General features: G+C 59.1%; 31 protein-coding genes and 1 tRNA gene. 23 read left to right on the top strand and 9 right to left on the bottom strand.

Features of this window, described 5'->3' with window-relative positions:
* Positions 1-166: 166 nt before the first annotated feature.
* From HJC04_RS11270 to HJC04_RS11245, 6 genes are read left to right on the top strand one after another with little or no spacing between them, the layout of a single operon-like run.
* Positions 167-634, top strand: a complete 468-nt coding sequence (locus HJC04_RS11270) for a hypothetical protein (RefSeq protein ID WP_221113774.1) — start codon at positions 167-169, stop codon at positions 632-634.
* 32 nt (positions 635-666) lie between these two features.
* Positions 667-984, top strand: coding sequence for a hypothetical protein (locus tag HJC04_RS11265; protein WP_221113773.1), 318 nt, complete (start codon positions 667-669; stop codon positions 982-984).
* On the top strand, positions 968-1,318 hold the full coding sequence (locus tag HJC04_RS11260; protein ID WP_221113772.1) for a hypothetical protein: 351 nt from the start codon (positions 968-970) through the stop codon (positions 1,316-1,318). The genes HJC04_RS11265 and HJC04_RS11260 overlap by 17 nt, the downstream gene beginning before the upstream one ends.
* Complete coding sequence (locus HJC04_RS11255) at positions 1,315-1,884, top strand: hypothetical protein (protein ID WP_221113771.1); 570 nt, start codon at positions 1,315-1,317, stop codon at positions 1,882-1,884. Before HJC04_RS11260 ends, HJC04_RS11255 begins: the two co-directional genes overlap by 4 nt.
* A 40-nt stretch (positions 1,885-1,924) precedes the next feature.
* On the top strand, positions 1,925-2,119 hold the full coding sequence (locus tag HJC04_RS11250; RefSeq protein ID WP_221113770.1) for a hypothetical protein: 195 nt from the start codon (positions 1,925-1,927) through the stop codon (positions 2,117-2,119).
* Between the two features lie 47 nt (positions 2,120-2,166).
* Positions 2,167-3,210, top strand: a complete 1,044-nt coding sequence (locus tag HJC04_RS11245) for a major capsid protein (RefSeq protein WP_221113769.1) — start codon at positions 2,167-2,169, stop codon at positions 3,208-3,210.
* A gap of 344 nt (positions 3,211-3,554) precedes the next feature.
* Here HJC04_RS11245 and HJC04_RS11240 read toward each other — a convergent pair whose 3' ends face one another.
* A complete protein-coding gene (locus HJC04_RS11240) occupies positions 3,555-3,752 on the bottom strand; it encodes a hypothetical protein (RefSeq protein WP_221113768.1) in 198 nt (65 codons plus the stop codon).
* 1 nt (position 3,753) lies between these two features.
* Complete coding sequence (locus HJC04_RS11235; RefSeq protein ID WP_221113767.1) at positions 3,754-4,305, bottom strand: hypothetical protein; 552 nt, start codon at positions 4,303-4,305, stop codon at positions 3,754-3,756.
* Between the two features lie 173 nt (positions 4,306-4,478).
* On the opposite strand from HJC04_RS11235, the gene HJC04_RS11230 reads away from it, so the two are divergent.
* Positions 4,479-4,979 carry a hypothetical protein gene (locus HJC04_RS11230; RefSeq protein WP_221113766.1) on the top strand — a complete coding sequence of 167 codons (501 nt, stop codon included), beginning with the start codon at positions 4,479-4,481 and terminating at the stop codon, positions 4,977-4,979.
* 3 nt (positions 4,980-4,982) lie between these two features.
* On the top strand, positions 4,983-7,520 hold the full coding sequence (locus tag HJC04_RS11225; RefSeq protein ID WP_221113765.1) for an FAD-dependent oxidoreductase: 2,538 nt from the start codon (positions 4,983-4,985) through the stop codon (positions 7,518-7,520).
* Between the two features lie 32 nt (positions 7,521-7,552).
* Here the strand turns inward: HJC04_RS11225 and HJC04_RS11220 are convergent, their stop codons facing one another.
* Together HJC04_RS11220 and HJC04_RS11215 are read right to left on the bottom strand one after the other, a co-directional pair.
* On the bottom strand, positions 7,553-7,873 hold the full coding sequence (locus tag HJC04_RS11220; RefSeq protein ID WP_221113764.1) for a helix-turn-helix domain-containing protein: 321 nt from the start codon (positions 7,871-7,873) through the stop codon (positions 7,553-7,555).
* Positions 7,874-7,908: 35 nt separating this feature from the next.
* Positions 7,909-8,433, bottom strand: coding sequence for a helix-turn-helix domain-containing protein (locus HJC04_RS11215; RefSeq protein ID WP_221113763.1), 525 nt, complete (start codon positions 8,431-8,433; stop codon positions 7,909-7,911).
* 176 nt (positions 8,434-8,609) lie between these two features.
* On the opposite strand from HJC04_RS11215, the gene HJC04_RS11210 reads away from it, so the two are divergent.
* Positions 8,610-8,792, top strand: coding sequence for a hypothetical protein (locus HJC04_RS11210; protein ID WP_221113762.1), 183 nt, complete (start codon positions 8,610-8,612; stop codon positions 8,790-8,792).
* 29 nt (positions 8,793-8,821) lie between these two features.
* Here HJC04_RS11210 and HJC04_RS11205 read toward each other — a convergent pair whose 3' ends face one another.
* On the bottom strand, positions 8,822-9,604 hold the full coding sequence (locus HJC04_RS11205; RefSeq protein ID WP_221146143.1) for a hypothetical protein: 783 nt from the start codon (positions 9,602-9,604) through the stop codon (positions 8,822-8,824).
* Positions 9,605-9,734: 130 nt separating this feature from the next.
* Between HJC04_RS11205 and HJC04_RS11200 the strand changes: the two genes are divergently transcribed.
* Both HJC04_RS11200 and HJC04_RS11195 read left to right on the top strand, forming a co-directional pair.
* A complete protein-coding gene (locus tag HJC04_RS11200) occupies positions 9,735-10,073 on the top strand; it encodes a hypothetical protein (protein WP_221113760.1) in 339 nt (112 codons plus the stop codon).
* Positions 10,073-10,666: a DUF6680 family protein gene (locus tag HJC04_RS11195; RefSeq protein ID WP_221113759.1), complete on the top strand. Its 594-nt coding sequence runs from the start codon at positions 10,073-10,075 to the stop codon at positions 10,664-10,666. Before HJC04_RS11200 ends, HJC04_RS11195 begins: the two co-directional genes overlap by 1 nt.
* Before the next feature lie 132 nt (positions 10,667-10,798).
* On the opposite strand, the gene HJC04_RS11190 is transcribed toward HJC04_RS11195, so the two are convergent.
* Positions 10,799-10,873, bottom strand: a tRNA-Gly gene (locus HJC04_RS11190).
* A 257-nt stretch (positions 10,874-11,130) separates the two neighbouring features.
* On the opposite strand from HJC04_RS11190, the gene HJC04_RS11185 reads away from it, so the two are divergent.
* The 4 genes from HJC04_RS11185 (at position 11,131) to HJC04_RS11170 (ending at position 13,630) form a co-directional block, all read left to right on the top strand.
* Entirely contained in the window at positions 11,131-11,640 is a 510-nt protein-coding gene (locus HJC04_RS11185; RefSeq protein WP_210633032.1) for a prolyl-tRNA synthetase associated domain-containing protein, read from the top strand.
* Between the two features lie 56 nt (positions 11,641-11,696).
* Positions 11,697-12,671, top strand: coding sequence for a thioredoxin (gene trxA, locus HJC04_RS11180; protein WP_210633031.1), 975 nt, complete (start codon positions 11,697-11,699; stop codon positions 12,669-12,671).
* Between the two features lie 74 nt (positions 12,672-12,745).
* Complete coding sequence (locus HJC04_RS11175) at positions 12,746-13,432, top strand: LON peptidase substrate-binding domain-containing protein (RefSeq protein ID WP_176536246.1); 687 nt, start codon at positions 12,746-12,748, stop codon at positions 13,430-13,432.
* Positions 13,433-13,441: 9 nt separating this feature from the next.
* On the top strand, positions 13,442-13,630 hold the full coding sequence (locus HJC04_RS11170) for a Trm112 family protein (RefSeq protein ID WP_003567459.1): 189 nt from the start codon (positions 13,442-13,444) through the stop codon (positions 13,628-13,630).
* Positions 13,631-13,645: 15 nt separating this feature from the next.
* On the opposite strand, the gene HJC04_RS11165 is transcribed toward HJC04_RS11170, so the two are convergent.
* On the bottom strand, positions 13,646-14,860 hold the full coding sequence (locus tag HJC04_RS11165; RefSeq protein WP_210633030.1) for a ubiquinone biosynthesis hydroxylase: 1,215 nt from the start codon (positions 14,858-14,860) through the stop codon (positions 13,646-13,648).
* A gap of 84 nt (positions 14,861-14,944) precedes the next feature.
* On the opposite strand from HJC04_RS11165, the gene tesB reads away from it, so the two are divergent.
* The 6 genes from tesB to HJC04_RS11135 all read left to right on the top strand — a co-directional run bounded on the left by tesB (position 14,945) and on the right by HJC04_RS11135 (position 22,546).
* Positions 14,945-15,829 carry an acyl-CoA thioesterase II gene (gene tesB / locus HJC04_RS11160; RefSeq protein WP_210633029.1) on the top strand — a complete coding sequence of 295 codons (885 nt, stop codon included), beginning with the start codon at positions 14,945-14,947 and terminating at the stop codon, positions 15,827-15,829.
* Between the two features lie 210 nt (positions 15,830-16,039).
* A complete protein-coding gene (locus HJC04_RS11155) occupies positions 16,040-16,390 on the top strand; it encodes a P-II family nitrogen regulator (RefSeq protein WP_003543684.1) in 351 nt (116 codons plus the stop codon).
* A 25-nt stretch (positions 16,391-16,415) separates the two neighbouring features.
* Entirely contained in the window at positions 16,416-17,840 is a 1,425-nt protein-coding gene (locus tag HJC04_RS11150) for an ammonium transporter (protein ID WP_210633028.1), read from the top strand.
* A 273-nt stretch (positions 17,841-18,113) separates the two neighbouring features.
* Entirely contained in the window at positions 18,114-20,783 is a 2,670-nt protein-coding gene (locus tag HJC04_RS11145; RefSeq protein ID WP_221146142.1) for a DNA translocase FtsK, read from the top strand.
* Positions 20,784-20,922: 139 nt separating this feature from the next.
* The gene (locus tag HJC04_RS11140) at positions 20,923-21,591 is read left to right on the top strand and encodes an outer membrane lipoprotein carrier protein LolA (RefSeq protein WP_221146141.1); all 669 of its coding nucleotides are present in this window, start codon (positions 20,923-20,925) and stop codon (positions 21,589-21,591) included.
* A 151-nt stretch (positions 21,592-21,742) separates the two neighbouring features.
* On the top strand, positions 21,743-22,546 hold the full coding sequence (locus tag HJC04_RS11135; protein ID WP_221146140.1) for an exodeoxyribonuclease III: 804 nt from the start codon (positions 21,743-21,745) through the stop codon (positions 22,544-22,546).
* A gap of 6 nt (positions 22,547-22,552) precedes the next feature.
* On the opposite strand, the gene HJC04_RS11130 is transcribed toward HJC04_RS11135, so the two are convergent.
* Together HJC04_RS11130 and HJC04_RS11125 are read right to left on the bottom strand one after the other, a co-directional pair.
* Positions 22,553-23,008 carry a cyclic nucleotide-binding domain-containing protein gene (locus tag HJC04_RS11130; protein ID WP_210633024.1) on the bottom strand — a complete coding sequence of 152 codons (456 nt, stop codon included), beginning with the start codon at positions 23,006-23,008 and terminating at the stop codon, positions 22,553-22,555.
* A 136-nt stretch (positions 23,009-23,144) separates the two neighbouring features.
* Entirely contained in the window at positions 23,145-23,828 is a 684-nt protein-coding gene (locus HJC04_RS11125) for a response regulator transcription factor (RefSeq protein ID WP_210633023.1), read from the bottom strand.
* Positions 23,829-23,996: 168 nt separating this feature from the next.
* On the opposite strand from HJC04_RS11125, the gene HJC04_RS11120 reads away from it, so the two are divergent.
* Entirely contained in the window at positions 23,997-24,518 is a 522-nt protein-coding gene (locus tag HJC04_RS11120; RefSeq protein ID WP_221146139.1) for a L,D-transpeptidase, read from the top strand.
* 131 nt (positions 24,519-24,649) lie between these two features.
* On the top strand, positions 24,650-25,480 hold the full coding sequence (locus tag HJC04_RS11115; protein WP_210633021.1) for an aldo/keto reductase: 831 nt from the start codon (positions 24,650-24,652) through the stop codon (positions 25,478-25,480).
* Positions 25,481-25,494 lie beyond the last annotated feature (14 nt).

Raw genomic sequence — 25,494 nt, 5'->3', positions numbered from 1 at the left:
TTAGAAATGAAGAACGAGATAGTGGGCGGATGCGACAACGCCACCGGAGGGCGCTCAGCTTGTGCCCTTTCCGAAATTTCGAATAACGCCCTGAAAAACATGCAAGATTTAGGGGCACAAGTCATTTCCGATCCTTGTGCCCTCCATAGCGATCGGTGGTGACCTGATGGCGACGAACGCGGAATTTGATGATGAGGCGATGAGGATTGCCGAAGGGCGGCTGCTGCAATTTATCGCCGCGCAACCTGTCCACGTCGGCATAGCGATGTCACGTCGGCTAGGCAAGCCGAGGTATCATCATGAGTCGAAACCGGCGCCGAATCTGCCGGGGCCAAAGCCGGCAACCCGAGCCAACAAGGCTTGGCGGAACGAGCTAATTTATCGCCTCTGGCGGTCTCACTATTCCAGTTATGGGCCTGTTTCCTTTGCCAATTACCTAGCTGCGGAAAATACGCGCTACCTGAGATCAACGACCGGCTATCCCGCGGATATTCGTCGTGGCATGCCGCCTATGGATCAACTGAAAATGGTCTGTTATTTGATCCGCGCTAAGGGGCTCGCGGTGCCGGAAAAAGGTCTCCGCAATATTTTGAAGGCGATGCACAAAGACTCCGAGCGGAATTTTCAAGTCTAACTTTGTGCATCGCCGACCCGCATCTTGTGGGTATGGAAACGCCCGAAACCTTTCATGACCTCGACGCCGCTCTCCGGCTCCGCAGCGCTGCTTATGGCGAGCACACCGCCGCTCGCGCCGCGCTGGAAGAGGCGGAGAACAAGCTGCGTCAGGCAACCCGCGCCGTCCAATTCGACGCCGGTCTTGATTCCACTCTTTCCACGACCCTGAGGGGCCGCGAGGCAATCGCCCGCATCCGAGTCGAAGAGGCCCGCGAACGTCTTCGTGAAGCCCAGCGTGACCTGCAACGCGCCCGCCAGCTTTCCGCACCACCTGCAGCAAAGGAGTTCGAAATTGGACATATCGATTGATAGACTTCGGCGCTTAGCCGAAAATAAAAGCGCATCTCACTCCGCGTTGTCCGCTGCTTGGCAGGCTGTATCCTCGGCCAAGGATGATGTCGCCCGTGCTCAACGTGATCTGGATGCGCAAAAAACATATTCCGGTATTCGCCGCGATCCTAAGGGGGATGAGCCGTTTGAGATAGCTCTCACACGAGCGAAAGAACAGCTCGGACGAGCAGAAGCAAATCACAGTCGCATCTATGACGAATTCGAATTAAGCGCCAATCTTGCCCGGCGGGGTTTCGATTTCGCGCGAGAACGGATGGCGCTTCCTCCGGAAATTTTGGAGGCGTTCAAGTGAGCATCTTCGATAAAACTAAGGCGGCGTCTAGGAAAGCTGTAGCTGCACGCAATGAGCTGCAGTTGTCGGTTGAGGAGCTTCGCGGCGAGATCTTTCGGCTGAGGGAAGCGCGCCGAGATGTCGAAAACGCGCCGAGCGCTCGCGAAGAAACTGTCGCGCGGATCCGCGCTGAGCTTGACCGCCTGGAGCGTGATGCGCTCAAACGCCTGATGCCGGGGAGATTTCGGCTTCCGCTCCGCAGCGGCCACGTCGCTCCGAACCTTGACGATCTATTCAATATCACCTCAAGCGCAACGTTCTCAGCCTTCGAAGGCGTTGGCGCAGCATGTGTCCTGGGTGATCGGGCCGAGATAGAGGCCAAGATATTGGCGCATGCGATGGCGGATATTCCGGGCGAAGGCATATCAGACTCCGAGCGCGCCGCGCAGTTGCGAAAAATCGATGCTGAGATCGATATGGCGGAAAGGGCAGAAGAAGGCTTGATCCGCGATGCTGAAGGCGCCGGCATCACCGTGTTCCGGCGGCGCGATGCCCGTCCCGAAATCTTCCTACTAGAGCAAGTGTGACCCGTGCTGATCAAGCAGCGCGCAACAAGGATCATTGACCATGACTGAAAAACTCACGGGCTCCGCTGCGCGAGCCGCAATCATCAAAGCCGCGAAGGCCAATCGAGCCGAGGGCGAAAAGGCCGTGCACTCACCGGTGCCGGTGCCCACAGCGATCGATAAGGGCGCGATGTGGGCAAGGGCCATGAAGGCCGCGGCCGACATGCCCCCACTATCGGAAATGGACGCATACTAATCAGATCAACGCCGGCCTTTGGCGGCAAACCTAACGGGTAACCAGACATGCATATGGACATCTTTAACGACGATGCCTTTTCAGCAGTTACAATGACTGAAGCGTTGGAAGACTTTGAATTCAAGCCGAGCCTGATCGGCAGCATGAATCTCTTCGAAGACGTTCCGATTGCTACCACGAAGGTATCGGTGGAGCGCAGGGCTAACACCATGTCCATCATTCCGACCACGATGCGTGGGGAACCGTTGCCGGAAGGCAAGCTGGATGGCCGCAATATTCGCAAGATCACGTCCATCCGGATCGCCAAAGGCCACACCCTCCACTCCTCCTCGATACAAGATGTCCGCGCCTTCGGCAAAGAGAACGAAGTTGAAACGATGATTACGCACGTCGCCCGATACACGGCGAAGCTGCTCGATGACGTTGAGGTTACGTGGGAAAACATGCGTCTTGGTGCCGTATTCGGCAAGGTGTTGGACGCTGACGGGTCCACAATTGTGGATTGGTTCTCGGAATGGGGTATTGCACTTCCTGAGGAAATTGACTTCGGCTTGACGAGCCCAACCACGAATATCGAACAAAAGTGCCGTAGTGTTCTTAGGAAAATGATGAACGCTTCACGAGGTGCGTGGCGGCCGACCACAAAGGTTGTAGGCCTCGCGGGTGATAGCTTCTTTGACAATCTCACGGGTCACGCAACGGTGCGGGCCGTGTATTTGAATACCGCCCAGGCACAGACACTCAACGCGGCATTTGGTGCGGCGACTCAGAGTACCTTCAACGCCGGATCTTACGCAGTTTTTGATTATGGCGGCATTCTCTTCATCAACTATCGCGGATCCGACATCATTCAAATCGAGTCCACGAAGTGCAAGTTTTTCCCGCTGAACGCTCCCGGCGTCTTTCAGCAGGCTTGGGCACCTGGTGAGTCTTTCGAGTTCACAAACACTCTTGGCCGCCCACTGTATTCGATGCTCATCCGCGACCGCGACCGCAACATGTGGGTTCGTCCGGAAGTGTACTCTTATCCGCTCTTCATCTGCACGCGCCCTGAGATGTTGTTGAGCGCGAAAGAGAATGACGAGGGTTAGAACCTTTTGTTGAATTCGACGGGTCTTGTCCCCACCCGTCCTCGCTCCGCCGGCCAGTCAACGGGTCGGCGGAGCACTCTTTGAACTCGCCTTCACGAATTCAAAGGTACTTCCCCAAGCCACCACCCCATGCGGGGAACGTGGCCGCGCAGGCTTTCCCTAGCGACAGAGAATTCCCGGATGGTTATGAACCACGCATTACGCATAGGCGTCGAGGGTTGGGGGAGCTGGCAAAATCCGCACTTTCAAGACGATTCAGCGTGCAATAACTGCACCTTCGTCGATGTCCGGTGTCGGCATTGTTAGGAATAAAAAAGCCCCGCTAAACGGGGCTTGATGTCGCGTTAGCGAGCGAAATTTGGATCGCCGTGCTTTTCATCACCGCGATACGCCAACGCCCGCTTCTTCTGATCTTCAGTGAGGTTCGCAAAGAAACCTGTTGCAGGGCGCGGTTTTCCATACGTAGGCTCCGGTTCCGGAAGCGCCTTCGGTGTGAATAGAACTCGTGAAAATGCCGCTGAAACTTTCTTTACCGCGTTCATCTCATATTCCCTTTTTGCAAAAGGCTGTTCCTTTTGCCGGTCGAACCACTTCAAACCCGTATGTATTCTCATACACATCAATGAGTTTTTCATTAATTGGTTCCAGAACAAGCTCTCGCTTGCCCCGCATCTGACCATAGAGCGCCATCACTTCTAATGCAATTAGAATTCGTACACCTTTGAGAGGACAGTTGGGGTCCGGTGACCCTTCAAGGAACCTGAACCTCAAAGACTGACCCGATGTAGTGCCGATAGCAAGCGCGCACAATCTCTCACCGACCCAGAAAGCAACCTTTATGCAATCCGGCTCGCGGTACACGTCGTGTATCCGCTGCCAGTCGAATTCCGATGAGCCCCATTGACTGTTTACCGCCTCAAGCGCGCCTCGGCTTAAATCCGATATGTGAAATTCGACACCAATTACTCCACGTAAATTAGTGACTGCCTTATGGCAGGCGTCAAATCGATTTTGATTGTAACGGGCTTTCGCCGCATGGAAATTGTTCAAAGGTGCACCGACCGCAAAATATCGATGGGAGATATGCTTTAACAATCGCCGCCCGACAACTGGAAATATGACTATTGACCTCTGCCTGTTGTGGAAGATGAGCGATATCGCTGATTCGCGTTTCGCTGGGCTCGCCACTGAATTCCCCTTTACGAGATAGGTGGCCAAAAGCGGACATGAGAAACTCCGGGAGTTTCAAAACTCTTGCGATAGGTCCCATGGCTGATACGGATTTCGCCACCGCCTTGGTAGGCACTCTTCAAACACCTGGCGCCAGCGGTCCAGCGCTGAAGGCCGCTGTTACAGGCTCGCTCACTCTTGCCTCCCAAGCGGAGGCGGAAGCCGGGGCCGATGACACGAAGCCGATGACCGCGCTGAAGGTGAAGCAGCAAAGTGACGCCGCCAAGCTAAATGTGGCGGAGATTGTCGCCGGCACCTACACCCCCGCTCTCGCAGACAATCAGAAATTCCGCGTTCTCACGGATCCCGATGGGATCGGGCTGGAACTTCCCAACGATTTTCCCGCCGGCTTCGCCGCAACCTACATCCAAGGTGGCGACGGTCAAATCACGTTCTCCGTCGAGGCGGGCGGGGCGATGCGCCAGGCCGATGGCTTCACCCACTCGCGGAAGAAGTGGTCGGCGGTGAGCGCTGTTGTGCTTTCCAACGCCGGGGGCGCCGCCGCTCTCTGGATGCTCCACGGCGACATGGAGGCGTAAATCATGGGTCTCCATATTGGGCCTGGCTCGGCATTCTCTCTTGGGCTCATGGCCTCCCTAGCAAGGCGCAGCGGAGGGTTGCCGACGATCCGCGCCTACTCCTATGAGGCCGAAACCGAAGCGCTTGCCGCTTCGTTCGCGAATGCGCCGAGCGAGCGCCGGAAGCGGACGATTAACCGAGCAATCAAGCGATTAAAGCGCCCGGTTGATGGCTCCAGCATTTGGGCCAAGGCGAAATGCCTGATGTTCATCGGTGCGGATGAGAACGCCTCTCTACGCTGGTGGACGGACCCGTCGCGCTCCGCAACAAAAATCGGCACGCCGACTTTCCTGGCTGGCTTTGGTTGGACCGCTAACGCCAACGGTCAAGCGTTGAACACTGGTTTGCTCGGTAACGAGTTGGATCAAAATGACCTCGGCGCCTACGTCTATTGCACCTCCGCAATCACCGGCAACAGCAACAATGACATGGGCGTTCTCAACGCCGCATCGCAAGGTATCTCCATTTGCGCCCGCCGCGCGACCAACGATAACCAGTCTATCCGCTTGGCGTCCGCCGTTACCACGGCGATGGCCGCCGATGGTGACACCGATGGCGCCGGGTTGACCGGGGCGAGCCGATTTGACGGCGCCAATGTCACCGGATCTCACAATGGCGTCACGAAGAACACGGTCGCACTTGCTTCCGTGGCGTTGCCGGCTTTGCCGATCTATCTGCTTGCCGCGAACACCAATGGCGCCCCCGCGAACTTCTCGCCTCGGCGCCAGGCGTTTTGTTATGTCGGCAAGGGGCTGACGCCTCCTCAAGAAACCGAGCTTCACGCCATCGTCGTCGAATACCTCGAAGCCGTTGGCTATGGCGACGCCTATATCGAGGAAGTCGGGGTCGGTACGCAGGTCATCGATGTTGATTTCGTGGCCTATGGCTTCGAAGCTCAGTCGGTGGCTGCTGCACTTCAGCACGCCCGAAACGGCTTGAGCGTCGCGTTCGTGGGCGGCTGGCGTGACCGCTTCAACTTCGGCGGCATGTCTACCGGCGGTCTTGGATTCACCGATGTCCTCAACATCGACGCCTATGGCGGTCTCTACCGCTATCTCCTGAAGCGCATAAAGACGATCGCGAACAACCCGAACGAACTTACCTATTTCGAACCGCGCCACATGCAATGGGCCCTTCGCGAGCTTCTGACCTTCGAAAAGAACGGCGGCTATCACATCCCAATTTATCAGACCGATGGCGTTGTTTCGGTCCAGAAGGTTGGAACCGAGGTGAAGTCATTCACCACGGCGGATGGCCGCACCTTCAATATTAAGGGGTTCATCGACAACTCTTACGAAATGGATTTGGCGCGCGCCGCCGGCTGCTCTTACTTCATCGGCCGCGAGGCTGCTGGAACCGGCGCCGAAGCGAACAACGGTGTCGATTCATCCTTTATCGAATTCAATGGAGTTGATCCGTTCAACACTCCGGGCGATGTCGCGAGCGGGTTCATAAACCAAATCCAAGCGTCTCGCTCCGCTTACACACCTGGGATGAATACTCTGCCGCCTGCTGGCTCCGCTGACGCGTTGACGCAGGCATACAATTTCCGCCTGACCATGACGAACTCGCCACGCTGGCGCCGTCCCGCCCCAACGACGCCACCGCCTGGCTTCGATATCGCCGATTATGAAATCGTGTTGCGATTCATGGCGGCGAACCCGACCAAGACCAGTTTTACCGATTACTTCAAGGCGGACAACTTCACGAGTGGCACGCCCGGAAAGTACGACGTCAACAATCGTCCCGGCGTGCCGTCCAGCGACTTTATTGGCAAGAATTGGGATTACCCTCTTGCCGCTAAGCCGGTGCGGGAGGCGCTTTGGAAGGCGCATTGGAATTGGGTGCTGGGCCTGCTCTGGCTGATTCAGCATGGCACCGACCCGCGCATCCCGGCGGCACTGAAGACCAACGCCCTCCTATGGGGCTTCTGCTCGGATCATTATCCGAGCCCCCACGAAAATGACACCGTGGGCATGAACCCGCAGATGTACGTTCGTGAAAGCATCCGCCTCAACGGCGTCGCGAAGCTGACAGGAAATGAACTGATCCGTGGCGACGGTGGCGCTCCATCGATCTCCACCAACACGATATCCATGATCTCCTATTTCATGGACAGCCACGCCTTCCGTTATATCGCCTATGAAAGGTCGCCAGGCGTCTGGATTGTCGCCTCTGAGGGCGGCATGGAAGTGGATCTTGGCGGTGCCGATGGCATGTTTCCGCTCCCGCTCGAAATCGCGACTCCGAAGCCAACGGAATGCACCAATGGCTTCGTGGGATTCTGCTTTTCCACCACTCACGTCGCCTTCGGCGCGGCCCGAATGGAGCCCACCGCTATCCAGGCTGGCCAAAGCCTTGGCCAGGTCTCGGCCGAGGCCATCAAGAACGGCCGCACCTTCCAGGATCCCGCGAACTATCCGGCTGCGCGAACTGCGCTGCTCGCCAATGCGTTCGCTCTCACCAATGAGACCGCGCCTGTACTTGCGCAAACGACGTAGCTTTGCGCTGGAGGGCAGAAGCGAAGATTATTCTAGGCAAGCTCCTCGATCGAGACGTTTAGCGCTGCGGCAATCATCTTGATAGTCTCAAAGCTTCCGTCTCGCTCACCCTTTTCGATCTGCGAAAGCAACGCGGCGCTAACCCCCGCCTTTTCGGCGAGGTCGCGAGCCGTCATTCCTCGGAAGTCTCGCCAGACTTTGATTTTGCTTTCGCCGTCAAGGATCCTGTTGACGAACTCGGCGGGGATAAGCTCTTCTTCGCCGGCGGCGAGGCGGGCAGTGAATTCGCGAACCGACAGCGCGTCGGCGCGATCCTCAAGTGCATCAAGCAATTTGCTCTTTTGGTCAGCCATGGCGGGCGCCTTAGTTCGCGAAACATGATCGCAGATTACTTATCAGGGCGTGTGCCTTTGCGCTCGTTTTTCTTTAGATAGTCGAGCAAGACCGAAACACGGTAGAGCACCCTTCCGCCGCTCTTGGTGTACTCCGGTCCGCGCTTCGTGCTGCGCCAGCGGGCAAGAGTAACCTCGGTGACCCGGAGATAAGCTGCAGCCTCCGGCCCGGTCAAGCACATGTTTGGGGACAGGTCATTTAGGGCTGTATGCGCCTGCGCGTCGCTGGCCGCTTTCGGCACCGATTGCGAATTACCGGCATTTTTCCAGTAGCTTATGGCAGCGGCTTCCATAGCGGCCGCCACGGGGGATTCGCCGAAGATAGCCTTCTCTCGCTCCGCTAGGGTTATTGCAGCAAGCGCGGCTTCGTGGCTGGTCGCCGGACTCCGCCAGTGCGCCAGAACGTCATTCGCGATGTTCAACAGCTCGCCGGAGGCTTCAACGGTCTCGTCGTCGGCGTCCTGCGGCAACGCATTGTGCGCCGAAAAACGGTCGCAGTATGAGTTGATGGCGATGAGCATTGGATCTGCAGGATTTGCCTTGCTCTCGCTGGGCATGGTATCTGATGGACCGACCATTGTCGTTAACCTCGTTCGATTTTGGTTAGGGCCGGCGGGAGAATCGACCTTCCCGCCGGCCCGAATTTCCTATATAGGTAATTCGCATTTGTAGCAATATCTATATAGGAAAATAGCCTATGGCAGCGACCCGAGGCCGTCCAATTGAGTACCCCATCAAGAAATTGATCGCGATTAATGAAGAAATCTTGGATGCTGTCGAAGCGTTCAGGGCGGCCCAGCAGCCGCAGATAAACCAGTCCGAGGCGTTTAGGCGCATTCTTCGAGAATGGCTATTGAGCCACGGCTATTTGGCGAAGTGACCCGGCTTGGCCCGTTCGAAACGGTTGCTTCAATCGTCCTGCGTAAGCTCCTCGCCGGTCTGTTCGTGATTGAAGATGGCATAGATGTGTCTCACGGGGCACCCAAATATCTTGCGCTCCGATTTCTTCCACGATGATTGAATAGCGACGATCCAATATTTGTTCGGCCGCTCGGTATTGAAGCCGAAAATTGGGCCGCCGCTCATGCCTTCTAGGCTCTTCAAGTCGGTTCGGCTATCGATTGTAGCAATAAATCGAGGAAAGACTGTTGTCTGTTCCGCCGGTTCAGCTCTCTTCAGCCTGAGCATGGTCATTCCGACCGCTGCGTTTCCCGAAGGGGATAGCCGCTCGGATGTTAGCTCGGCAGGGAGACCAAGCAGAAAAAATACGTCGAGGTCGGCAGGTTCGTTTTGCGAAGCCTCGTATGTGAGCGGGACAATATTGTGTTTCGCGATCAACCTGACTTGATGCTCCTCGAGAAACAAGACCCCAAAGTCGAGCCCTAGTTTGTCATCATGAAAATGGACGCGTGGCGAACTTTTGAGATCATAAGGAACGCCATGGTCGCTTAGCTTGGTTTCGCCAAAGGTGTCTAGCAACTGGCAACGAAGGCTAACGATGTCTGGATGATTCACGGCCTCATCAAGGTATTCGACCACGTGCCCGGCAGTCAGAATTCCGAAGACGTCTCCGATACGCATCAGCAACCCCGAGGCGGCGAAGAAACGGTCGGGGCCTTCCTCGCCCTTACTGCGAGAGGTGACGCTTACCGCCACAAAGTGACGAGCCAAGAAGGTTTGAGCATCAGTCATTGGTTGGCACCGTAATTTGGAGATGCAACTTCGAGCCAGGAATAAAAGTAATAATTGTGATTAAGTTCTCCGTCTAGTTGCTCCGACTCGGTGAACTTGATCTTCTCCTCGTAACAAAGGAGGTGCGACGATGAATGGTTTTTATGCGGGCTATTTCGCAGGCGGTGCGGGTAATGGCCTTGCGATGTTTGTGATCGCGGATGGGAAGATTTCAGGCGCTGATATGGCGGGCGTCGCTTTCGACGGTGCCTTTAGCGAGGTCGAAGGAGGCAAACTGTCGGGGACAGTTGCGGTTCGTGTGCCCCCTGGTGTGACCGTGGTGCAGGGCGTCACAGCTCCCGCACAAGGGCTCACCTATGAAGTGCCTTTCATCTTTCCGCCGAATTTTGACAAAGAGCCGTTTCTAGAGCTTCAGACCCCGCTGGGTAACGTCAACGTTCGGCTTCAAAAAGTTCGGGAGCTGCCGTGATGGATTCAAATTTTTGGACATTTCAGGCGAAGGATTGGATTAATATCCTAATCTTAGTGGTCACCGGCATCGCCGTTTATATCGGGCCGATCCGTGCGGTGAAGGTTGCCCGGCGGGAAGAGGTTGAGGCACTCAAACTGAGACAAAAAGCAGAAATCTTTGCGTCTCTTATGAAGACTCGGCGATTCCAGCTTGATCCGGAACACGTGTCATCGCTGAATCTGATCCAAGTCTACTTCAGTGAAGAAGAAACCGTGCTGGCTGCCTACAAGGCTTATATCCGTCTCCTGTCGAGGAAGCTGATTCCAGGTGTAGCCGATGAATCGTTCTGGAAAGAGCGAGACGATGCGTTCATTGATTTGGTCTACGCCATTGCGCGCGCCACGGGCTTTTCACAAGACAAAAAAGAAATTGAGGAGCTCGCGTATTCTCCAAGCGGATGGGCAAACGATCAAGACACAATACGACGGTTGCATGGTCTATTAATAGAGATCTTCGAAAATAGGCGGCCATTACCCGTCACCAATTTCATCAATCCTGCTGTCTTCAATCCATTTCCGCCGGCGCCGGTAAGTCACGCGAAGCAGCTGTAGAAGCGCCGACCATGGCGGAGGCACGCCGGGCCGGCCCAAAGCCCGGCGGTACCTATTTGGTACCTATTAAAAGTCAAATCCTAAACCGCCCTTCTGGGCGTCAGGCAACCTCTTGAATCGGCTAGGAAAAATTGGAGCGGGCGAAGGGATTCGAACCCTCGACCCCAACCTTGGCAAGGTTGTGCTCTACCCCTGAGCTACACCCGCTCAACCCGCATCGGTCCGGGGTAGTCGTTGGACCGTGGGCGCCGCCTCGTGGCGACGGGCGCTATATGGCCTAACGGATTTTCAAATGCAACAGGGAAATGACGCAGAGTCGAAGAAAAATTTTGGCGCCCGGCCAGGCGGCGGGGAAAGGCCGCAAAACTGGGGGCAGAGCGTCGGTTGCGAAGATTGCCAAACATTGTGGACGGACTTAATCAGGACGCCTCGACTTTCCTTATCCTCATTCGACGGATCGCCCGATGTCCGAAAATACCCCCAAGACAAGAGAAGAATTGTTCGCCTTCCTCGACGGACTAGGGATCGCTTACAAGACGGTCGATCATGCGCCGGTCTTTACCGTGGCCGAATCGGTTGCGCTGCGCGATGAAATCCCCGGCGGCCACACCAAGAATCTGTTCATCAGGGACAAGAAGGACCGGTATTTTCTGCTGACGGTGGAGGAGAATGCCGAGGTCGACCTCAAGCAGGTTCACACCATCATCGGCGGGTCCGGCAGGGTCTCCTTCGGCAGGGCGGAGAAGCTCATGGAGTATCTGGGAGTCATTCCGGGCGCGGTCACCGCCTTCGGCGCGATCAACGATACCGCAGGAAACGTCACCTTCGTGCTCGATGCCGATCTGATGGAAGAGGAGATCGTCAACTGCCATCCGCTCTCCAACGATGCGACGACATCGATTGCGAGCGGTGACCTCGTTCGTTTTATGGAAGCGACCGGACATAAGCCGCTTGTCTTGAAAGTGACGTCCTGACATACGATTTTAGCGCTACAATGATGCCGGCAGGATCGGCGCGGCGGGAGATACCTATGAGCGGCAGCAACAACCCCTATAACGGTTCCTTCGGAAATCAGATGTCGGCAACGGCAAGCTTCGGCGCTCAGCCGGAAGCGGCGGCTGCGGCCGGCAGCTACATCACCGACACGACGACTGCGAATTTCGGCAAGGATGTCATCGAGGCGTCACGCAAACAGCCGGTGCTGGTCGATTTCTGGGCGCCCTGGTGCGGTCCGTGCAAGCAGCTGACGCCAGTCCTGGAGAAGGTGGTCAATGAGGCCAAGGGCCGCGTTCGTCTGGTCAAGATGAATATCGACGACCATCCCTCGATTGCCGGCCAGCTCGGCATCCAGTCGATTCCGGCCGTCATCGCCTTCGTCAACGGCCGTCCGGCCGATGGCTTCATGGGCGCGGTGCCGGAAAGTCAGATCACTCAGTTCATCGACCGTATCGCCGGGCCTGCCGGTGCTGATGAGGCGGCCGAGATCGAAGCCGTGCTGACGGAGGCGGCGGAGCTGCTCACTGCCGGCAACATCAACGAGGCGGCGCAGCTTTACGGCGCGGTCATCCAGGCCGATCCCGAGAATGCCAAGGCGCTTGCCGGGATGGCCGAATGCATGATCGCCGCAAACCAGCATCAGCGGGCGCGCGAAACGCTGACTGATCTGCCGGAAGAGCTGGCGAAGGACGCCGGCATCCAGGCGGTGCTGAAGAAGCTCGATCAGATCGAGGAGGCGCGCAAGCTCGGCGATCCCGTGGCACTCGAGCATGAACTGGCCATCAATCCCGATCATCACGAGGCGCGGCTGAAGCTCGCCAAGATCCGCAATGTCGAAGGCCGGCGCGAGGAAGCCGCCGAACATCTGCTTCTCATCATGCGCAAGGATCGCGCCTTCGACGATGACGGCGCCCGCCGTCAACTGCTGCAGTTCTTCGAGGTCTGGGGTTTCAAGGATCCGGCGACGGTTGCCGCCCGGCGCAAGCTTTCGGCAATGCTGTTCTCTTAAGATGAATATCCGCCCTTGCGTTTTCGGGCGGGGGCACCACATTCTCGTCAGGACGGGCACGCCCGTCTACCAGAATGCGGGACGGTTTCATGCAAGTCGGTAATGCCAGATACCTGAAGCCGGGCGATCTGCCTGATGCGATCGCCGTCTTCCCCCTGACCGGGGCCCTCCTCCTGCCCGCCGGGCAGCTTCCCCTCAACATCTTCGAGCCGCGTTATCTGGCGATGCTGGATGCAGCACTTGCCGGAAACCGGCTGATCGGCATGGTCCAGCCGGCACTCGGCGAACATGAGGACAAGGGCGGCGAGCACAATCTTGCCGCCGTCGGCTGCCTCGGTCGCATCACCTCATTTGCCGAGACCGGCGACGGGCGCTATATCGTGTCGCTGACCGGCGTCTGCCGCTTCCGGCTCCTGGAGGAGAAGGTGACCAGCGATCCCTTCCGCACCTTCCGCATCGCGCCCTTCATTGCCGATCTCTCGGCTGAAAACGAGGAGGAGGCGGTCGACCGTACGGCGCTGCTGACCGCCTTCAAGGCATATCTCGATGCCAATAAGCTGGAGGCCGACTGGGAGAGCGTCGAGCGGGCCAGCAACCTGACGCTCGTCAATTCACTTGCCATGATGTCGCCGTTCGGGCCGGCTGAAAAGCAGGCGCTCCTGGAGGCGCCGGACCTGAAGACACGGGCCGAGACGCTGATCGCCATTACCGAAATCGTGCTGGCGCGGGTCTTCGGTGACTCCGATACGGTTCTGCAGTAGACTGCGGCCATGGACGAAAAACTGAGCCGCGTCGATCCGAAACTGCTGGAACTCCTGGTCTGTCCGCTCTCCAAGGGCCGGCTTTCCTATGATCGCGAACATAATGAGCTTGTCTCGGAAAAGGCGCAGCTTGCCTATCCGATCCGTGACGGCATTCCGATCATGCTGGTGTCCGAGGCCCGCCGCCTCGACGAATAGCCTCTCCGAATTCGGCTAAATCGTCTGACCGGCCAGCAGCCGCGGATTATCCTTTGCCGCTGTTCCGGCCGCCTGGCTGATGAAGAAGGATTTGAGACGCGGCAGCCGGTCGACGATGCCGAGACCAACGTCGCGGGCGATACGGATCGGCATTGCGTCGTTGGAGAAGAGCCGGTTCAGCACGTCGGTCGTCACTCCCATACGGAAGGTGTCGAAGCGCCGCCAGGTCTGGTAACGCTCGAGGATGTTGATCGAGCCGATATCGAGACCGAGGCGGTCGGCCTCGACAATCGTTTCGGCGAGCGCTGCCACGTCCTTGAAGCCGAGATTGAGCCCTTGCCCTGAGATCGGATGGATGCCATGCGCGGCGTCACCGGCCAGCGCCAGACGCGGAGCAACGAAGGAGCGGGCAAGCGTCAGGCCGAGCGGAAAGGCGCGTTTGTCGCCGATGACCTTCAGCGCCCCGAGTTTGTGGCCGAAGCGGCGTTCCAGTTCCTCCTCGAAGATCAGATCGTCGGCGGCAACCAGCCTGTCGGCATCATGCGTGCGTTCCGTCCAGACGAGCGAGGAGCGGTTGTTCCTGAGGGGCAGGATGGCGAAGGGGCCGGCCGGCAAAAAATGCTCCTCGGCACAGCCGTCATGCGGCCGCTCATGTTCGACGGTCGCGACAATGCCGGACTGGCCGTAGTCCCAGGTGACGGTCCTGATGCCGGCGAGATCGCGCAGCCTCGAGCGCACGCCGTCGCAGGCAACCACCAGCCGGGATTCCAGCGTGCTGCCGTCCGAAAGCGTGACGTCGGCATGGCTGTCGTGGGTTTTGAATTCGGTCGCCCCAAGCCCGTGGCGGATGTCGATGCCGAGCCGCTCGCAGAGGCCGCGCAGTGCTGCCACCATGGCAACGTTCGGGATCATGTGTGCGAAGGGCCGGCCTTCCTCCACTTCGCCGTCGAACGTCAGGAATACGGGACGGACCGGATCGGAGGTCCTGGAATCGGTGACGATCATCTTGGTGATCGGCTGCGCTTCCGGCTCTATCTCGTTCCAGATGCCGAAGACGTCGAGCATCTTTGAGGCCGCCGCGATGATGGCTGAGGCGCGCGTATCGTTTTTCCAGACATGCTCTGGGGCGGCCTCCACGACCGTGACGTTCAGATGGGGCGCTGCCTGCTTGACCGCGACCGCCGCGGAAAGGCCGACATACCCCGCGCCCACAACCAGCATATCCAGCATCGCGCCGCTCCCGTACCTTGTGCCTCAGATGTGATCTATATAGATCATCGCAACTTCACTTCCTACCGCCGGGAGGCATACAAAATGACGCGCGAGACGACCGAGCCCTCGGCGATGGAGAGGCTGCTTGCGACGCTCGATCTCGAGCCGATCGAGGTCGATATCTTCCGCGGCCGCAGTCCGCAGGTCGGCTGGCAGCGGGTCTTCGGCGGCCAAGTGATCGGCCAGGCGCTGATGGCGGCACAGCGTACCATCGGGTCCGAGCGCTTCGTCCATTCGCTGCACGCTTACTTCATGCGCCCCGGCGATCCCTCGGTGCCGATCATCTACCAGGTGGAACGCATCCGCGACGGATCGAGCTTCAATACCCGGCGGGTCGTCGCGATCCAGCACGGCAAAGCGATCTTCGCGCTGTCGGCTTCTTTCCAGTTGGAGGAAGCGGGCTTCGACCATCAGGTCGCCATGCCCGACGTGGCAATGCCCGAAGAGGTGCTCGGCGAACAGCAGATCAAGGAGCAATTTCTTGCGCATGCGCCGGAAGCGATCCGGAAATACTGGGAGCGCGAGCGGCCGATCGAGATCCGCCCCGTCTCGCTGACCCATTATTTTTCCGACAGGAAACTCGACCCCCGGCAGGATGTCTGGGTGCGCGCGACCGGTCCGATTCCCGATGACCGGCTCTATCAGGCTGCGGTGCTGGCCTATCTCTCTGACATGACGTTGCTCGATACGTCGCTTTATGCGCACGGAACGTCTATCTTCGATCAGAGCCTGCAGGTCGCAAGTCTCGATCACTCCATGTGGTTCCACCGGCCGTGCAAGCTCGACGACTGGCTGCTTTATACGCAGGACAGCCCCTCGGCTTCGGGCGCCAGGGGATTGACTCGCGGCAGCCTGTTCACGCGAACAGGTGTGTTGATCGCATCCGTCGCGCAAGAAGGATTGATTCGGAAAAAGGCAAATGAATAAATAACGGGCATATTTGCAAATTTGCGCATTATTTGTGCGCTTATTGCTCGATCAATTGCCTGTTTATTGGTATTGCCAATTATAACATTTATTTTTCAATAAGTTAACTTCGGCTTCGAATCTGGCACGTCCTTTGAATGTATATCGCCGGTCGCTGTTCAGGAACGTCAGCGGCAAGGAGAGTCGGCTCCGCGCCGAGGATAACGAAGGATGGGAAACCAGATGAAAATTGTGATGGCTATTATCAAGCCGTTCAAGCTCGATGAGGTCCGCGAAGCGCTTACGGCGATCGGCATTCAGGGCCTGACCGTAACCGAAGTGAAGGGTTACGGACGTCAGAAGGGACATACCGAAATTTATCGCGGCACCGAATATGCGGTCAGCTTCCTGCCGAAGCTCAAGATCGAAATCGCGGTTGCATCGGAACTTGTCGACAGGGCGGTCGAAGCCATCGCGGCATCGGCCAAGACCGGCCAGATCGGTGACGGCAAGATTTTCGTCTATTCGATCGACCATGCCGTGCGCATCCGTACGGGCGAAACCGATTCAGAAGCGCTGTAAACGGCAGATCAAGGAGCCTTTTCCAATGTCAATCTCGAAGTTTTCTTCCACCTTTGCGCGGGTCGGCGCAGCATCGGCCGCGCTTCTTGCGCCGGCCGTCGCTTTTGCGCAGGAGACTGCCGCGCCAGCCGCTGCCGCCGCTGCTCCTGCCTTCACCATGGACAAGGGTGACAATACCTGGATGCTCGTCTCCTCGGCGCTCGTCCTTCTGATGACCATCCCCGGCCTTGCGCTTTTCTACGGCGGTCTCGTGCGCGCCAAAAACATGCTCTCCGTGCTGATGCAGGTCTTCATGATCACGGCTGTCGTGTCGCTGATCTGGGTGACCTACGGCTATTCGCTCGCCTTTACCGACGGCGGTTCGCTGAACAGCTTCATCGGCGGCTTCTCCAAGGCCTTCCTCGCCGGCGTCAACACCTCGTCGCTCGCCGAAACCTTCTCGAAGGGCGTCGCCATTCCCGAATACACCTTCATCGTCTTCCAGATGACCTTCGCCTGCATCACGCCCGGTCTGATCGTCGGCGCCTTCGCCGAACGCGTCAAGTTCTCGGCGGTCATGCTCTTCGTCGTGCTTTGGGTCACCTTCATCTACTTCCCGATGGCGCACATGGTCTGGTTCTGGGGCGGCCCGAGCTCCTACAGCGCACCGGCCGGCCTGATCTTCTCTTACGGCGCAATCGACTTCGCCGGCGGTACGGTCGTTCACATCAATGCCGGTATCGCCGGCCTTGTCGGCGCCATCATGCTCGGCAAGCGCACCGGCTATAAGAAGGAAATCATGGCCCCGCATTCGATGACGCTGACCATGGTCGGTGCCTCGCTGCTCTGGGTCGGCTGGTTCGGCTTCAACGCCGGCTCCAACCTCGAAGCCAATGGCTACGCATCGCTTGCCATGATCAACACCTTCGTCGCGACGGCCGCCGCCGCCGTGTCCTGGTGCATCGTCGAAAGCCTCGCCCGCGGCAAGGCCTCGATGCTCGGCGGCGCTTCGGGTGCCGTCGCCGGTCTCGTCGCCATCACGCCGGCGGCAGGTTTTGCCGGCCCGATGGGCTCGATCGTTCTCGGTCTCGTCGTCTCGCCGATCTGCTACTTCTTCGTCGACGTCGTGAAGAACAAGTTCAACTATGACGACAGCCTCGACGTCTTCGGCGTCCATTGCGTCGGCGGCATCATCGGCGCTCTCGGCACCGGCATCCTCGTCAATCCGGCGCTGGGCGGTGCAGGCATCGTCGACTATTCGACGGCTGACTTCGCCGCCACCTATGCCGGCACGGCAACCCAGGTCCTGAACCAGGCGAAGGGTGTTCTCACCACGCTTCTGTGGTCGGGCATCGGTTCGGCGATCCTCTACAAGATCGTCGACGTCGTCATCGGCCTGCGGGTCTCCGTCGAAGCCGAGCGCGAAGGTCTCGACCTCTCGACCCACGGCGAAGCCGCCTATCACTCGTAACATCGGCTTCGGGCGCCCCGCATGAGGGCGCCCCACACGGCCCGTCGCGGCCTACCTCGAGCTTTTCCGGGTTAGACCCGGAAAAGCTCGTAGACCGCATTTGGCCCGGACCTTCAAAGGTTCGGGCTTTTTTCTTTTATCGGCCGGAATGCGTGCCGGTACTTGCATGGTTAACATCACTTTAACCCCGCTCTGGTTAGGTAGAGCGGACGCATTTGGCATGGCGAGGCTTCGGCGATTCGCCTGCCCTCAGGCATTGGACGGGTTAGACACATGGCAAGAAGCACGTCGCCGGCAATGGATGGCCGTCCGGATCGGTTCTCCTTCTCGGCATTCATGCTGCGGCAGATCGAGGCACTCATCGGCTTTGCGATCTTTCTGCTGCTGGCCTTCTCAGTTGCGGCGCTGGCGACATGGAATGTCGCCGATCCGAGCTATTCCTACGCCACCGCCAACCTGCCGACGAATGTTCTCGGCTACAGCGGTGCCGCCTTTGCCGATATCGTCATGCAGTTTCTGGGGCTTGCCAGTGTCGTGGCGATGCTGCCGATCGTTGCCTGGGCGCTGACGATGATCTCCGGTCGTCGCTTCGACCGCATTCCCGTCCGCATCGGCGCCTGGCTTGCCGGCTCGGTGCTTTCGTCCGCCGTCATCGGCTGTTTTCCGCCGCCGCTCACCTGGCCGATCCCGAACGGCATCGGCGGCGTCATCGGCGATATGATCCTGCGCTTTCCCGCACTCTTCGTCGGCGCTTATCCAACCGGCACCTTCGCCATGGTCGTCGGCTGCATTTTTGCTGTACCGACAGCCTGGATGATGCTCTTCGCATCAGGCCTCGTCGGCCGCAGCGCCGATGACGAAACCGAGGACGATTACGTCGAGACAACAAGCAAGGCGCGGGTGGTCGGAGACGAGGACGAGGAAGAGGACGAATCGCGCTGGGTTGCGTTCAGCGGCGCCATGACGCATGCATGGTTCATGAGCCAGGGCCGGCTGCGCCGGCTCTTCGGCATGGGACCGCGCCAGCGGCGCCAGGGCGATTTCGAGTCGCCTTATGATTTCAACGACGATGAATTCGGCACACTGAACGAACCGGTCCGCCCCAAAGCGCCGGCCGTCCGCGGCGAGCGCCTGGAGCCATCGATGGAGCCGCGCTCGGCTTCGCCCCGCCGCGTCGTCGCCGCGCCGTCGCTTTCCATCGACGACGAGGATGAGGACGGCGATCCGCCCTTCGATACCGACATGCCGCCGCGTCCGGCCGACATTCTGCCCGACGACGATGATGACGACTGGACGATCCGTGCGCCGGCAAAAGCCGCCGCCAAGCCGGAACCACGCGTCGTCCCGGCGATCACGCGTCCGAAGCCCGGTGCCCGGGTCGAACGGGAAGCGCAGGGTTCGTTCATTCGTCCCGAGGGTTTCCAGCTTCCCTCGATGCATTTGCTCGCCGAGCCCAGGAACGTGGTGCGCGATTCGACACTGTCGGCCGATGCGCTGGAGCAGAATGCCCGCATGCTCGAGGGTGTGCTGGAGGATTTCGGCGTCAAGGGCGAGATCATTCACGTCCGCCCAGGCCCGGTCGTCACGCTGTACGAACTGGAGCCGGCGCCCGGCATCAAATCGTCGCGCGTCATCGGCCTCGCCGACGACATCGCCCGCTCGATGAGCGCCATTGCCGCCCGCGTCGCCGTCGTGCCGGGCCGCAATGCGATCGGTATCGAATTGCCGAACCAGACGCGCGAGACCGTCTATCTCCGCGAATTGATCGCCTCCCGCGATTTCGACGGCAGCAAGGCCAAGCTCGCCATGGCGCTCGGCAAGACGATCGGCGGAGAAGCCGTCATCGCCGACCTCGCCAAGATGCCGCATCTGCTCGTCGCCGGCACCACCGGTTCGGGCAAATCGGTCGCCATCAACACGATGATCCTGTCGCTGCTCTACCGCATGACGCCGGAACAGTGCCGGCTGATCATGATCGACCCGAAGATGCTCGAACTCTCCGTCTATGACGGCATTCCGCATCTGCTTTCGCCTGTTGTCACCGATCCGAAGAAGGCCGTCGTCGCGCTCAAATGGACCGTGCGCGAGATGGAAGAGCGCTACAAGAAGATGTCGAAGATTGGCGTGCGCAACATCGACGGCTTCAACACGCGCGTCGAACAGGCGCTGTCGAAGGGCGAGGTTATCTCCCGCACGGTGCAGACCGGCTTCGACCGCCATACCGGCGAGGCCATGTACGAGACCGAGGAATTCGACCTCAAGCCGATGCCCTATATCGTGGTCATCATCGACGAGATGGCCGATCTGATGATGGTCGCCGGCAAGGACATCGAAGGGGCGGTCCAGCGCCTGGCGCAGATGGCGCGTGCGGCCGGCATCCACGTGATCATGGCGACCCAGCGTCCATCGGTCGACGTCATTACCGGCACGATCAAGGCGAACTTTCCGACCCGCATCTCATTCCAGGTCACCTCGAAGATCGACAGCCGCACAATTCTTGGCGAACAGGGTGCCGAACAGCTGCTCGGCATGGGCGACATGCTCTATATGGCGGGCGGAGGGCGCATCCAGCGCGTCCACGGCCCGTTCGTTTCGGATGTCGAGGTGGAAGAGATCGTCTCCTACCTGAAGACGCAGGGCTCGCCGCAATATCTCGATGCGATCACCGCCGATGACGAAGAGGACGGCGATTACGGCGGCGGCGGTCCGGCCGGCACGTCGAACCTTTCGGATTCGGAAGATCCCTACGATCAGGCCGTCGCCATCGTGCTGCGCGACGGCAAGGCTTCGACTTCTTACGTTCAACGCCGGCTTGGTATCGGCTACAACCGCGCTGCGTCGCTGATCGAGCGCATGGAGAAGGAAGGCATCATCGGGCCGGCCAACCACGCCGGCAAACGAGAAATCCTCGTTCCGACCGAGGGCGACATCCTCGACCGCTGAGACAAGCGCCATATATTTCTGATGAGGCCCTTTTGGCGGAAACGCGGTGGCATCGATGTCGCTGCTTTTCGCGCGCCGATCGCAACGCCTTGAAGACGCCGCCTTTCGGCGGCATGCAGATCGCATTAAGGAGATTTAGATGCGTAACTCCGATTCCTTCCTCTCCGGCTTGGTGATGACGCGCCGCGATCTTCTCGGCGCTTTCGCCGTCGCTGCTGTGGCGAGCGCCGTCCCTCTCAGCGCCATCGCACAAGCGGCAGCGCCCGCTTCCGGCACCGCGCAGGCAATCGCCGATCATTTCTCCGGCGTCACGACGATGCAGGGCGAATTCGTCCAGTTCGGTCCGCGCGGCGAGCAGACCGGCGGCAAGTTCTTCATCCAGCGTCCCGGCAAGCTGCGCTTCAACTATGACGATCCGTCGCCAATGCGGGTGATCGCCGACGGCAAGAACGTCGCCATCGGCAATACTAAGCTCAAGACCTGGGATCTCTATCCGCTCTCGAAGACTCCGCTCAGCCTGCTCCTGGCGCAACATATCGACCTTTCGGCCGGCATGGTGAAGGGTGTGAAGGAGGAGTCGGACCTGACGACGATCGCGCTCGGCAACAATACCGTGTTCGGAAACTCGACGATCACTATGATGTTCGATCCGAAGACCTATGATCTGCGCCAGTGGACGATCACCGACAACCAGGGCAAGGATACGTCGGTGATGATCTTCAACGTCAAGACGGGTGTGCAGTTCGACGACCGGGTCTTCCGGGTGCCCTATGAGAGCATTCCGGGCACGGCAGCTTCTCGAGACTGAGGGTTTTCGGTTGATCGACTGGGGCTTTTGCACGCTGCCGGTTTCTTCCTGCCCGCCTTTGTTTTAAAGCCCTTTCATGAAAGTGCGTCGCGTCGAGCCACAGTTCTGTGGTTCGACTGGCATGCGAAGTTGACGCGAGAGGGCATGGGGCATGGGCTTTTCGATCACCACCTGGAACATCAATTCGGTACGTCTGCGCATGCCGATCGTGGAGCAGCTCGTGCTCAAACAGAGGCCTGACATTCTCTGCCTGCAGGAGACCAAGGTGCCGAACGAGCTCTTCCCGGCAGCACCTTTGCGGGCGATGGGCTACGATCACATCATCATGCACGGCCAGAAGGGGTATCACGGGGTCGCAATCGCCTCGCGCATTCCGCTGACGGAGGATCACCGGCAGGATTATTGCGGCGTCGGCGATGCCCGCCACATATCGGCGGTGTTCGAGCGCGGCAACCGCCGTGTCCGGCTGCACAATTTTTACGTCCCGGCCGGCGGCGACGAGCCCGATCGCATGATCAATCCGAAATTCGGCCACAAGCTCGATTTCATCGAGGAGATGAAGCTCTTGAAAGCGAATGGCGAGGCTAACACCTCCGCCATCCTGGTCGGTGACCTCAACATCGCTCCGCTGGAGCACGATGTCTGGTCGCACAAGCAACTGCTGAAAATCGTCAGCCATACGCCCGTCGAAACCGACGGGCTGCTCGAGGTGATGAAGCGCGGCGCTTGGCTCGATCTCATGCGCCAGCACGTGCCGGCAAGCGAGAAGCTTTATACCTGGTGGAGCTACCGCGCCAAGGACTGGGAGGCGGCCGATCGCGGCCGCCGGCTCGACCATATCTGGTCGTCATCGGATCTCGGGCCGCATCTCCAGCGGATCGAGATCCTGAAGGAGGCGCGCGGCTGGGATCGGCCGTCGGACCATGTGCCGGTGACAGCGCATTTCGACTTCTGACAAGGTTCAGCTGAATCGATGGAACTGGCTTGCCGCCTTGGCTGCAAGTTCGGCGAGGTTGTCGCGGATGCGGTTTTCGATCAGACGGGCCGCATCGGGATATTCCTCGAGCAGTCGATGGAAGAGGGCGCGAGTGATGCGGATGATGCTCGTGTCCTCGCGTGCGATTGCAGTGAACTTGCGCTCCACCAGGGTGACCAGCGCCAGTTCGGAAATCAGTGTTCCCTGCCCGGCGACCGCCTCCGCCCGCTGCATGCCGTCGCTGCTCATCGTGCTGAGTTCGAGGCTGCCGCTCAAGACGACATAAGCGCTTTCGGCCGGCGAGCCCTGGCGGAACAGCATCTGGCCGGCGGCGATCATGCGCCGGTCGGCGCCGAAGGCGATCAGCCGCAGCTGGTCCTCGCTCATGTCCTTGAACAGCGGAAGCTGGGAAAGCAGATGAATGTCGTCGGTCAGCGCCATGCCGGCTTTTCGCCTTAGAGCAACTCCGGCAAAAGTGCCTGGCGGATTTGCCAAGCAAAGCGTGAAACGCTCTTGCCGGGAATTGCGTGAAAACAAAGAGATAGAGCATCTCCGTGATTTGGGGAAACGGAATGCTCTAGGGTATGATCTTGTAGCCGCCGTTTTCCGTCACCAGAATTTCGGCGTTGGAGGGATCGCGCTCGATCTTCTGGCGCAGCCGGTAGACGTGGGTTTCCAGCGTGTGCGTCGTTACACCTGAGTTATAGCCCCAGACCTCTTCAAGAAGCACGTCGCGGGTGACGACCTTCTGCTCGGCACGGTAGAGATAGCGGATGATCGCCGCTTCCTTTTCCGTCAGGCGGATCTTCTGTCCGTTGTCGGTGGTAAGCAGTTTCTGACTCGGCTTGAAGAGATAGGGGCCGACGGTGAAGGTCGCGTCCTCGCTCTGCTCGTGCTGGCGCAATTGTACACGGATGCGCGCGAGCAGCACAGCGAAGCGGAAGGGCTTGGTGACGTAGTCGTTGGCGCCGGCTTCGAGGCCGAGGATCGTGTCCGAATCGGTATCGTGGCCGGTCAGCATGATGATCGGCGCCTTGAAGCCGCCCTTGCGCAAGAGCTTCACCGCTTCGCGGCCGTCCATGTCGGGCAGGCCGACATCCATGATCAAGAGGTCGACCGGCGTCGAACGGGCGGTCGCAACACCTTTGCCGGCGCTGGCTTCCTGCAGAACCGTGAATTCCTCATAAAGCGACAATTGCTCCGTCAAGGTCTGACGAAGGTCCTCGTCGTCATCCACCAGAAGAATGGTGCGTGCGGTCATGCCGTTGCATCCTCAAAGTTAAGTCCCCTAGTCCTACGCCAAATTGCAGCTTTGGCAAGGATCGGCCGGCGGGGCTGTTGCCGCGCAGCTTTTCATATGATTTCAATCAAGGCACCAGGCAATGCAAGACATGCGAGAAAAATGGAAAAAGCAAGGCGGAGCCGGGGCATGCGGCCATCAACGATCATGGTGCGGCCCGCTCCAGGGAAGAAGAGCCGCGCCATCGTTCGGTTCGGCGCAATCACCGTCCCTGCCGCAATCGGCCGATCGGGCCGTACCATCCTGAAACGCGAGGGCGACGGCGCCACGCCAATCGCGGCGATGCGGCTGATTTCCGGTTTCCGGCGCGGTGAACAAAACGGTCAACTCATCACCTCGCTTCCCATTCGCCGCATCCGCGCAGACATGCTCTGGTGCGACCAGCCCGGCAACGCCAACTACAACCGCCTCGTGCGGGCGCCATTCGGGGCAAGTCATGAGGAGATGCGGCGCAGCGACGGTCTCTACGATATCTGCCTTGTCATGGACTGGAACATTTCCTCGCGGGCGCGCCATCGCGGTTCGGCGATCTTCTTCCATCTCATCAGGCCGGGCTACGAGCCGACGGCCGGCTGCGTGGCCGTAAGCCTGCGTGACATGCGCCGCCTTCTGCCCCACCTTCGAAAGGGAACGATTGTCCGGGTCCTCTGATTGTCTTCAAGCTGCCGCCACCTATATGGTTCCGGTGACCGGACGCTCCGGCTGAAATGCGTTCCGGGACGTCCGCAGGTGCGGGCGCAATCCATGCCTCGTCCAATTCTTCAAACTCCCGGAGATATATTGTGACCGCTCAACCCATCATCACTTTCCATGACGGACATTCCATTCCCCAGGTCGGTCTCGGCGTGTGGCAGACGCCGCAGGAGATTGCCGCGCCGACGGTACGCACTGCCATTGCCGCAGGCTATCGGCATATCGATACGGCTTCGGGTTACGATAATGAAGAGGGTGTGGGCGAAGGTATCCGCTCGTCGGGCCTCGACCGCAAGGATATCTTCGTCACCACCAAGCTCAGGAATACCGACCAGGGCTACGACAATGCGTTGCGGGCCTTCGACGGCAGTCTCAAGAAACTTGGCTCCGACTATGTCGACCTCTATCTCATTCACTGGCCGTCGCCGCATCGCGGCCTCTACACCGAGACCTGGAAGGCATTCGTGCGCATCCGCGAAGAAGGCCGCGCCCGCTCGATCGGCGTGTCGAATTTCTATCCCGAACATCTCGAGCGCATCATCGGCGAGACCGGCGTCGTTCCGGTCATCAATCAGATCGAGCTGCACCCCGACTTCCAGCAGAAGGCGGCGCAGGAGGCTCACAAGAAACTGAATATCGCCACCGAATCCTGGAGCCCGCTCGGCCAAGGCAAATTCATCTCGAACAAGGTCATCGGCGAGATCGCCAACAAGCATGGGAAGACGCCGGCCCAGGTCATCATCCGCTGGCATATCGATACCGGTCTCGTCGTCATCCCGAAATCGGTGACGCCGTCGCGCATCGAAGAAAACTTCCAGGTGTTCGATTTCAAGCTCGATGCCGACGACATGGCGGCGATCGCCAAACTCGACAGCGCCGGCGCCCGCATGGGGCCGGATCCGATGACAGCGGCTTTCTGATCGCCGTTGCTGAA

Source organism: Rhizobium sp. NLR8a, assembly GCF_019685235.1.
In the GTDB taxonomy this organism is placed as follows: domain Bacteria; phylum Pseudomonadota; class Alphaproteobacteria; order Rhizobiales; family Rhizobiaceae; genus Rhizobium.
This window is presented reverse-complemented; position numbering and strand designations above follow the sequence as displayed.

Bases quoted from the DNA above. Each gene is read 5' to 3' on its own strand.
- HJC04_RS11270 (WP_221113774.1), top strand. From the start codon at position 167: ATGGCGACGAACGCGGAATTTGATGATGAGGCGATGAGGATTGCCGAA.
- HJC04_RS11265 (WP_221113773.1), top strand. From the start codon at position 667: ATGGAAACGCCCGAAACCTTTCATGACCTCGACGCCGCTCTCCGGCTC.
- HJC04_RS11250 (WP_221113770.1), top strand. From the start codon at position 1,925: ATGACTGAAAAACTCACGGGCTCCGCTGCGCGAGCCGCAATCATCAAA.
- HJC04_RS11245 (WP_221113769.1), top strand. From the start codon at position 2,167: ATGCATATGGACATCTTTAACGACGATGCCTTTTCAGCAGTTACAATG.
- HJC04_RS11240 (WP_221113768.1), bottom strand. From the start codon at position 3,752: ATGAACGCGGTAAAGAAAGTTTCAGCGGCATTTTCACGAGTTCTATTC.
- HJC04_RS11230 (WP_221113766.1), top strand. From the start codon at position 4,479: ATGGCTGATACGGATTTCGCCACCGCCTTGGTAGGCACTCTTCAAACA.
- HJC04_RS11225 (WP_221113765.1), top strand. From the start codon at position 4,983: ATGGGTCTCCATATTGGGCCTGGCTCGGCATTCTCTCTTGGGCTCATG.
- HJC04_RS11220 (WP_221113764.1), bottom strand. From the start codon at position 7,873: ATGGCTGACCAAAAGAGCAAATTGCTTGATGCACTTGAGGATCGCGCC.
- HJC04_RS11215 (WP_221113763.1), bottom strand. From the start codon at position 8,433: ATGCTCATCGCCATCAACTCATACTGCGACCGTTTTTCGGCGCACAAT.
- HJC04_RS11210 (WP_221113762.1), top strand. From the start codon at position 8,610: ATGGCAGCGACCCGAGGCCGTCCAATTGAGTACCCCATCAAGAAATTG.
- HJC04_RS11205 (WP_221146143.1), bottom strand. From the start codon at position 9,604: ATGACTGATGCTCAAACCTTCTTGGCTCGTCACTTTGTGGCGGTAAGC.
- HJC04_RS11200 (WP_221113760.1), top strand. From the start codon at position 9,735: ATGAATGGTTTTTATGCGGGCTATTTCGCAGGCGGTGCGGGTAATGGC.
- HJC04_RS11195 (WP_221113759.1), top strand. From the start codon at position 10,073: ATGGATTCAAATTTTTGGACATTTCAGGCGAAGGATTGGATTAATATC.
- HJC04_RS11185 (WP_210633032.1), top strand. From the start codon at position 11,131: ATGTCCGAAAATACCCCCAAGACAAGAGAAGAATTGTTCGCCTTCCTC.
- trxA (WP_210633031.1), top strand. From the start codon at position 11,697: ATGAGCGGCAGCAACAACCCCTATAACGGTTCCTTCGGAAATCAGATG.
- HJC04_RS11175 (WP_176536246.1), top strand. From the start codon at position 12,746: ATGCGGGACGGTTTCATGCAAGTCGGTAATGCCAGATACCTGAAGCCG.
- HJC04_RS11170 (WP_003567459.1), top strand. From the start codon at position 13,442: ATGGACGAAAAACTGAGCCGCGTCGATCCGAAACTGCTGGAACTCCTG.
- HJC04_RS11165 (WP_210633030.1), bottom strand. From the start codon at position 14,860: ATGCTGGATATGCTGGTTGTGGGCGCGGGGTATGTCGGCCTTTCCGCG.
- tesB (WP_210633029.1), top strand. From the start codon at position 14,945: ATGACGCGCGAGACGACCGAGCCCTCGGCGATGGAGAGGCTGCTTGCG.
- HJC04_RS11155 (WP_003543684.1), top strand. From the start codon at position 16,040: ATGGGAAACCAGATGAAAATTGTGATGGCTATTATCAAGCCGTTCAAG.
- HJC04_RS11150 (WP_210633028.1), top strand. From the start codon at position 16,416: ATGTCAATCTCGAAGTTTTCTTCCACCTTTGCGCGGGTCGGCGCAGCA.
- HJC04_RS11145 (WP_221146142.1), top strand. From the start codon at position 18,114: ATGGCAAGAAGCACGTCGCCGGCAATGGATGGCCGTCCGGATCGGTTC.
- HJC04_RS11140 (WP_221146141.1), top strand. From the start codon at position 20,923: ATGCGTAACTCCGATTCCTTCCTCTCCGGCTTGGTGATGACGCGCCGC.
- HJC04_RS11135 (WP_221146140.1), top strand. From the start codon at position 21,743: ATGGGCTTTTCGATCACCACCTGGAACATCAATTCGGTACGTCTGCGC.
- HJC04_RS11130 (WP_210633024.1), bottom strand. From the start codon at position 23,008: ATGGCGCTGACCGACGACATTCATCTGCTTTCCCAGCTTCCGCTGTTC.
- HJC04_RS11125 (WP_210633023.1), bottom strand. From the start codon at position 23,828: ATGACCGCACGCACCATTCTTCTGGTGGATGACGACGAGGACCTTCGT.
- HJC04_RS11120 (WP_221146139.1), top strand. From the start codon at position 23,997: ATGCGGCCATCAACGATCATGGTGCGGCCCGCTCCAGGGAAGAAGAGC.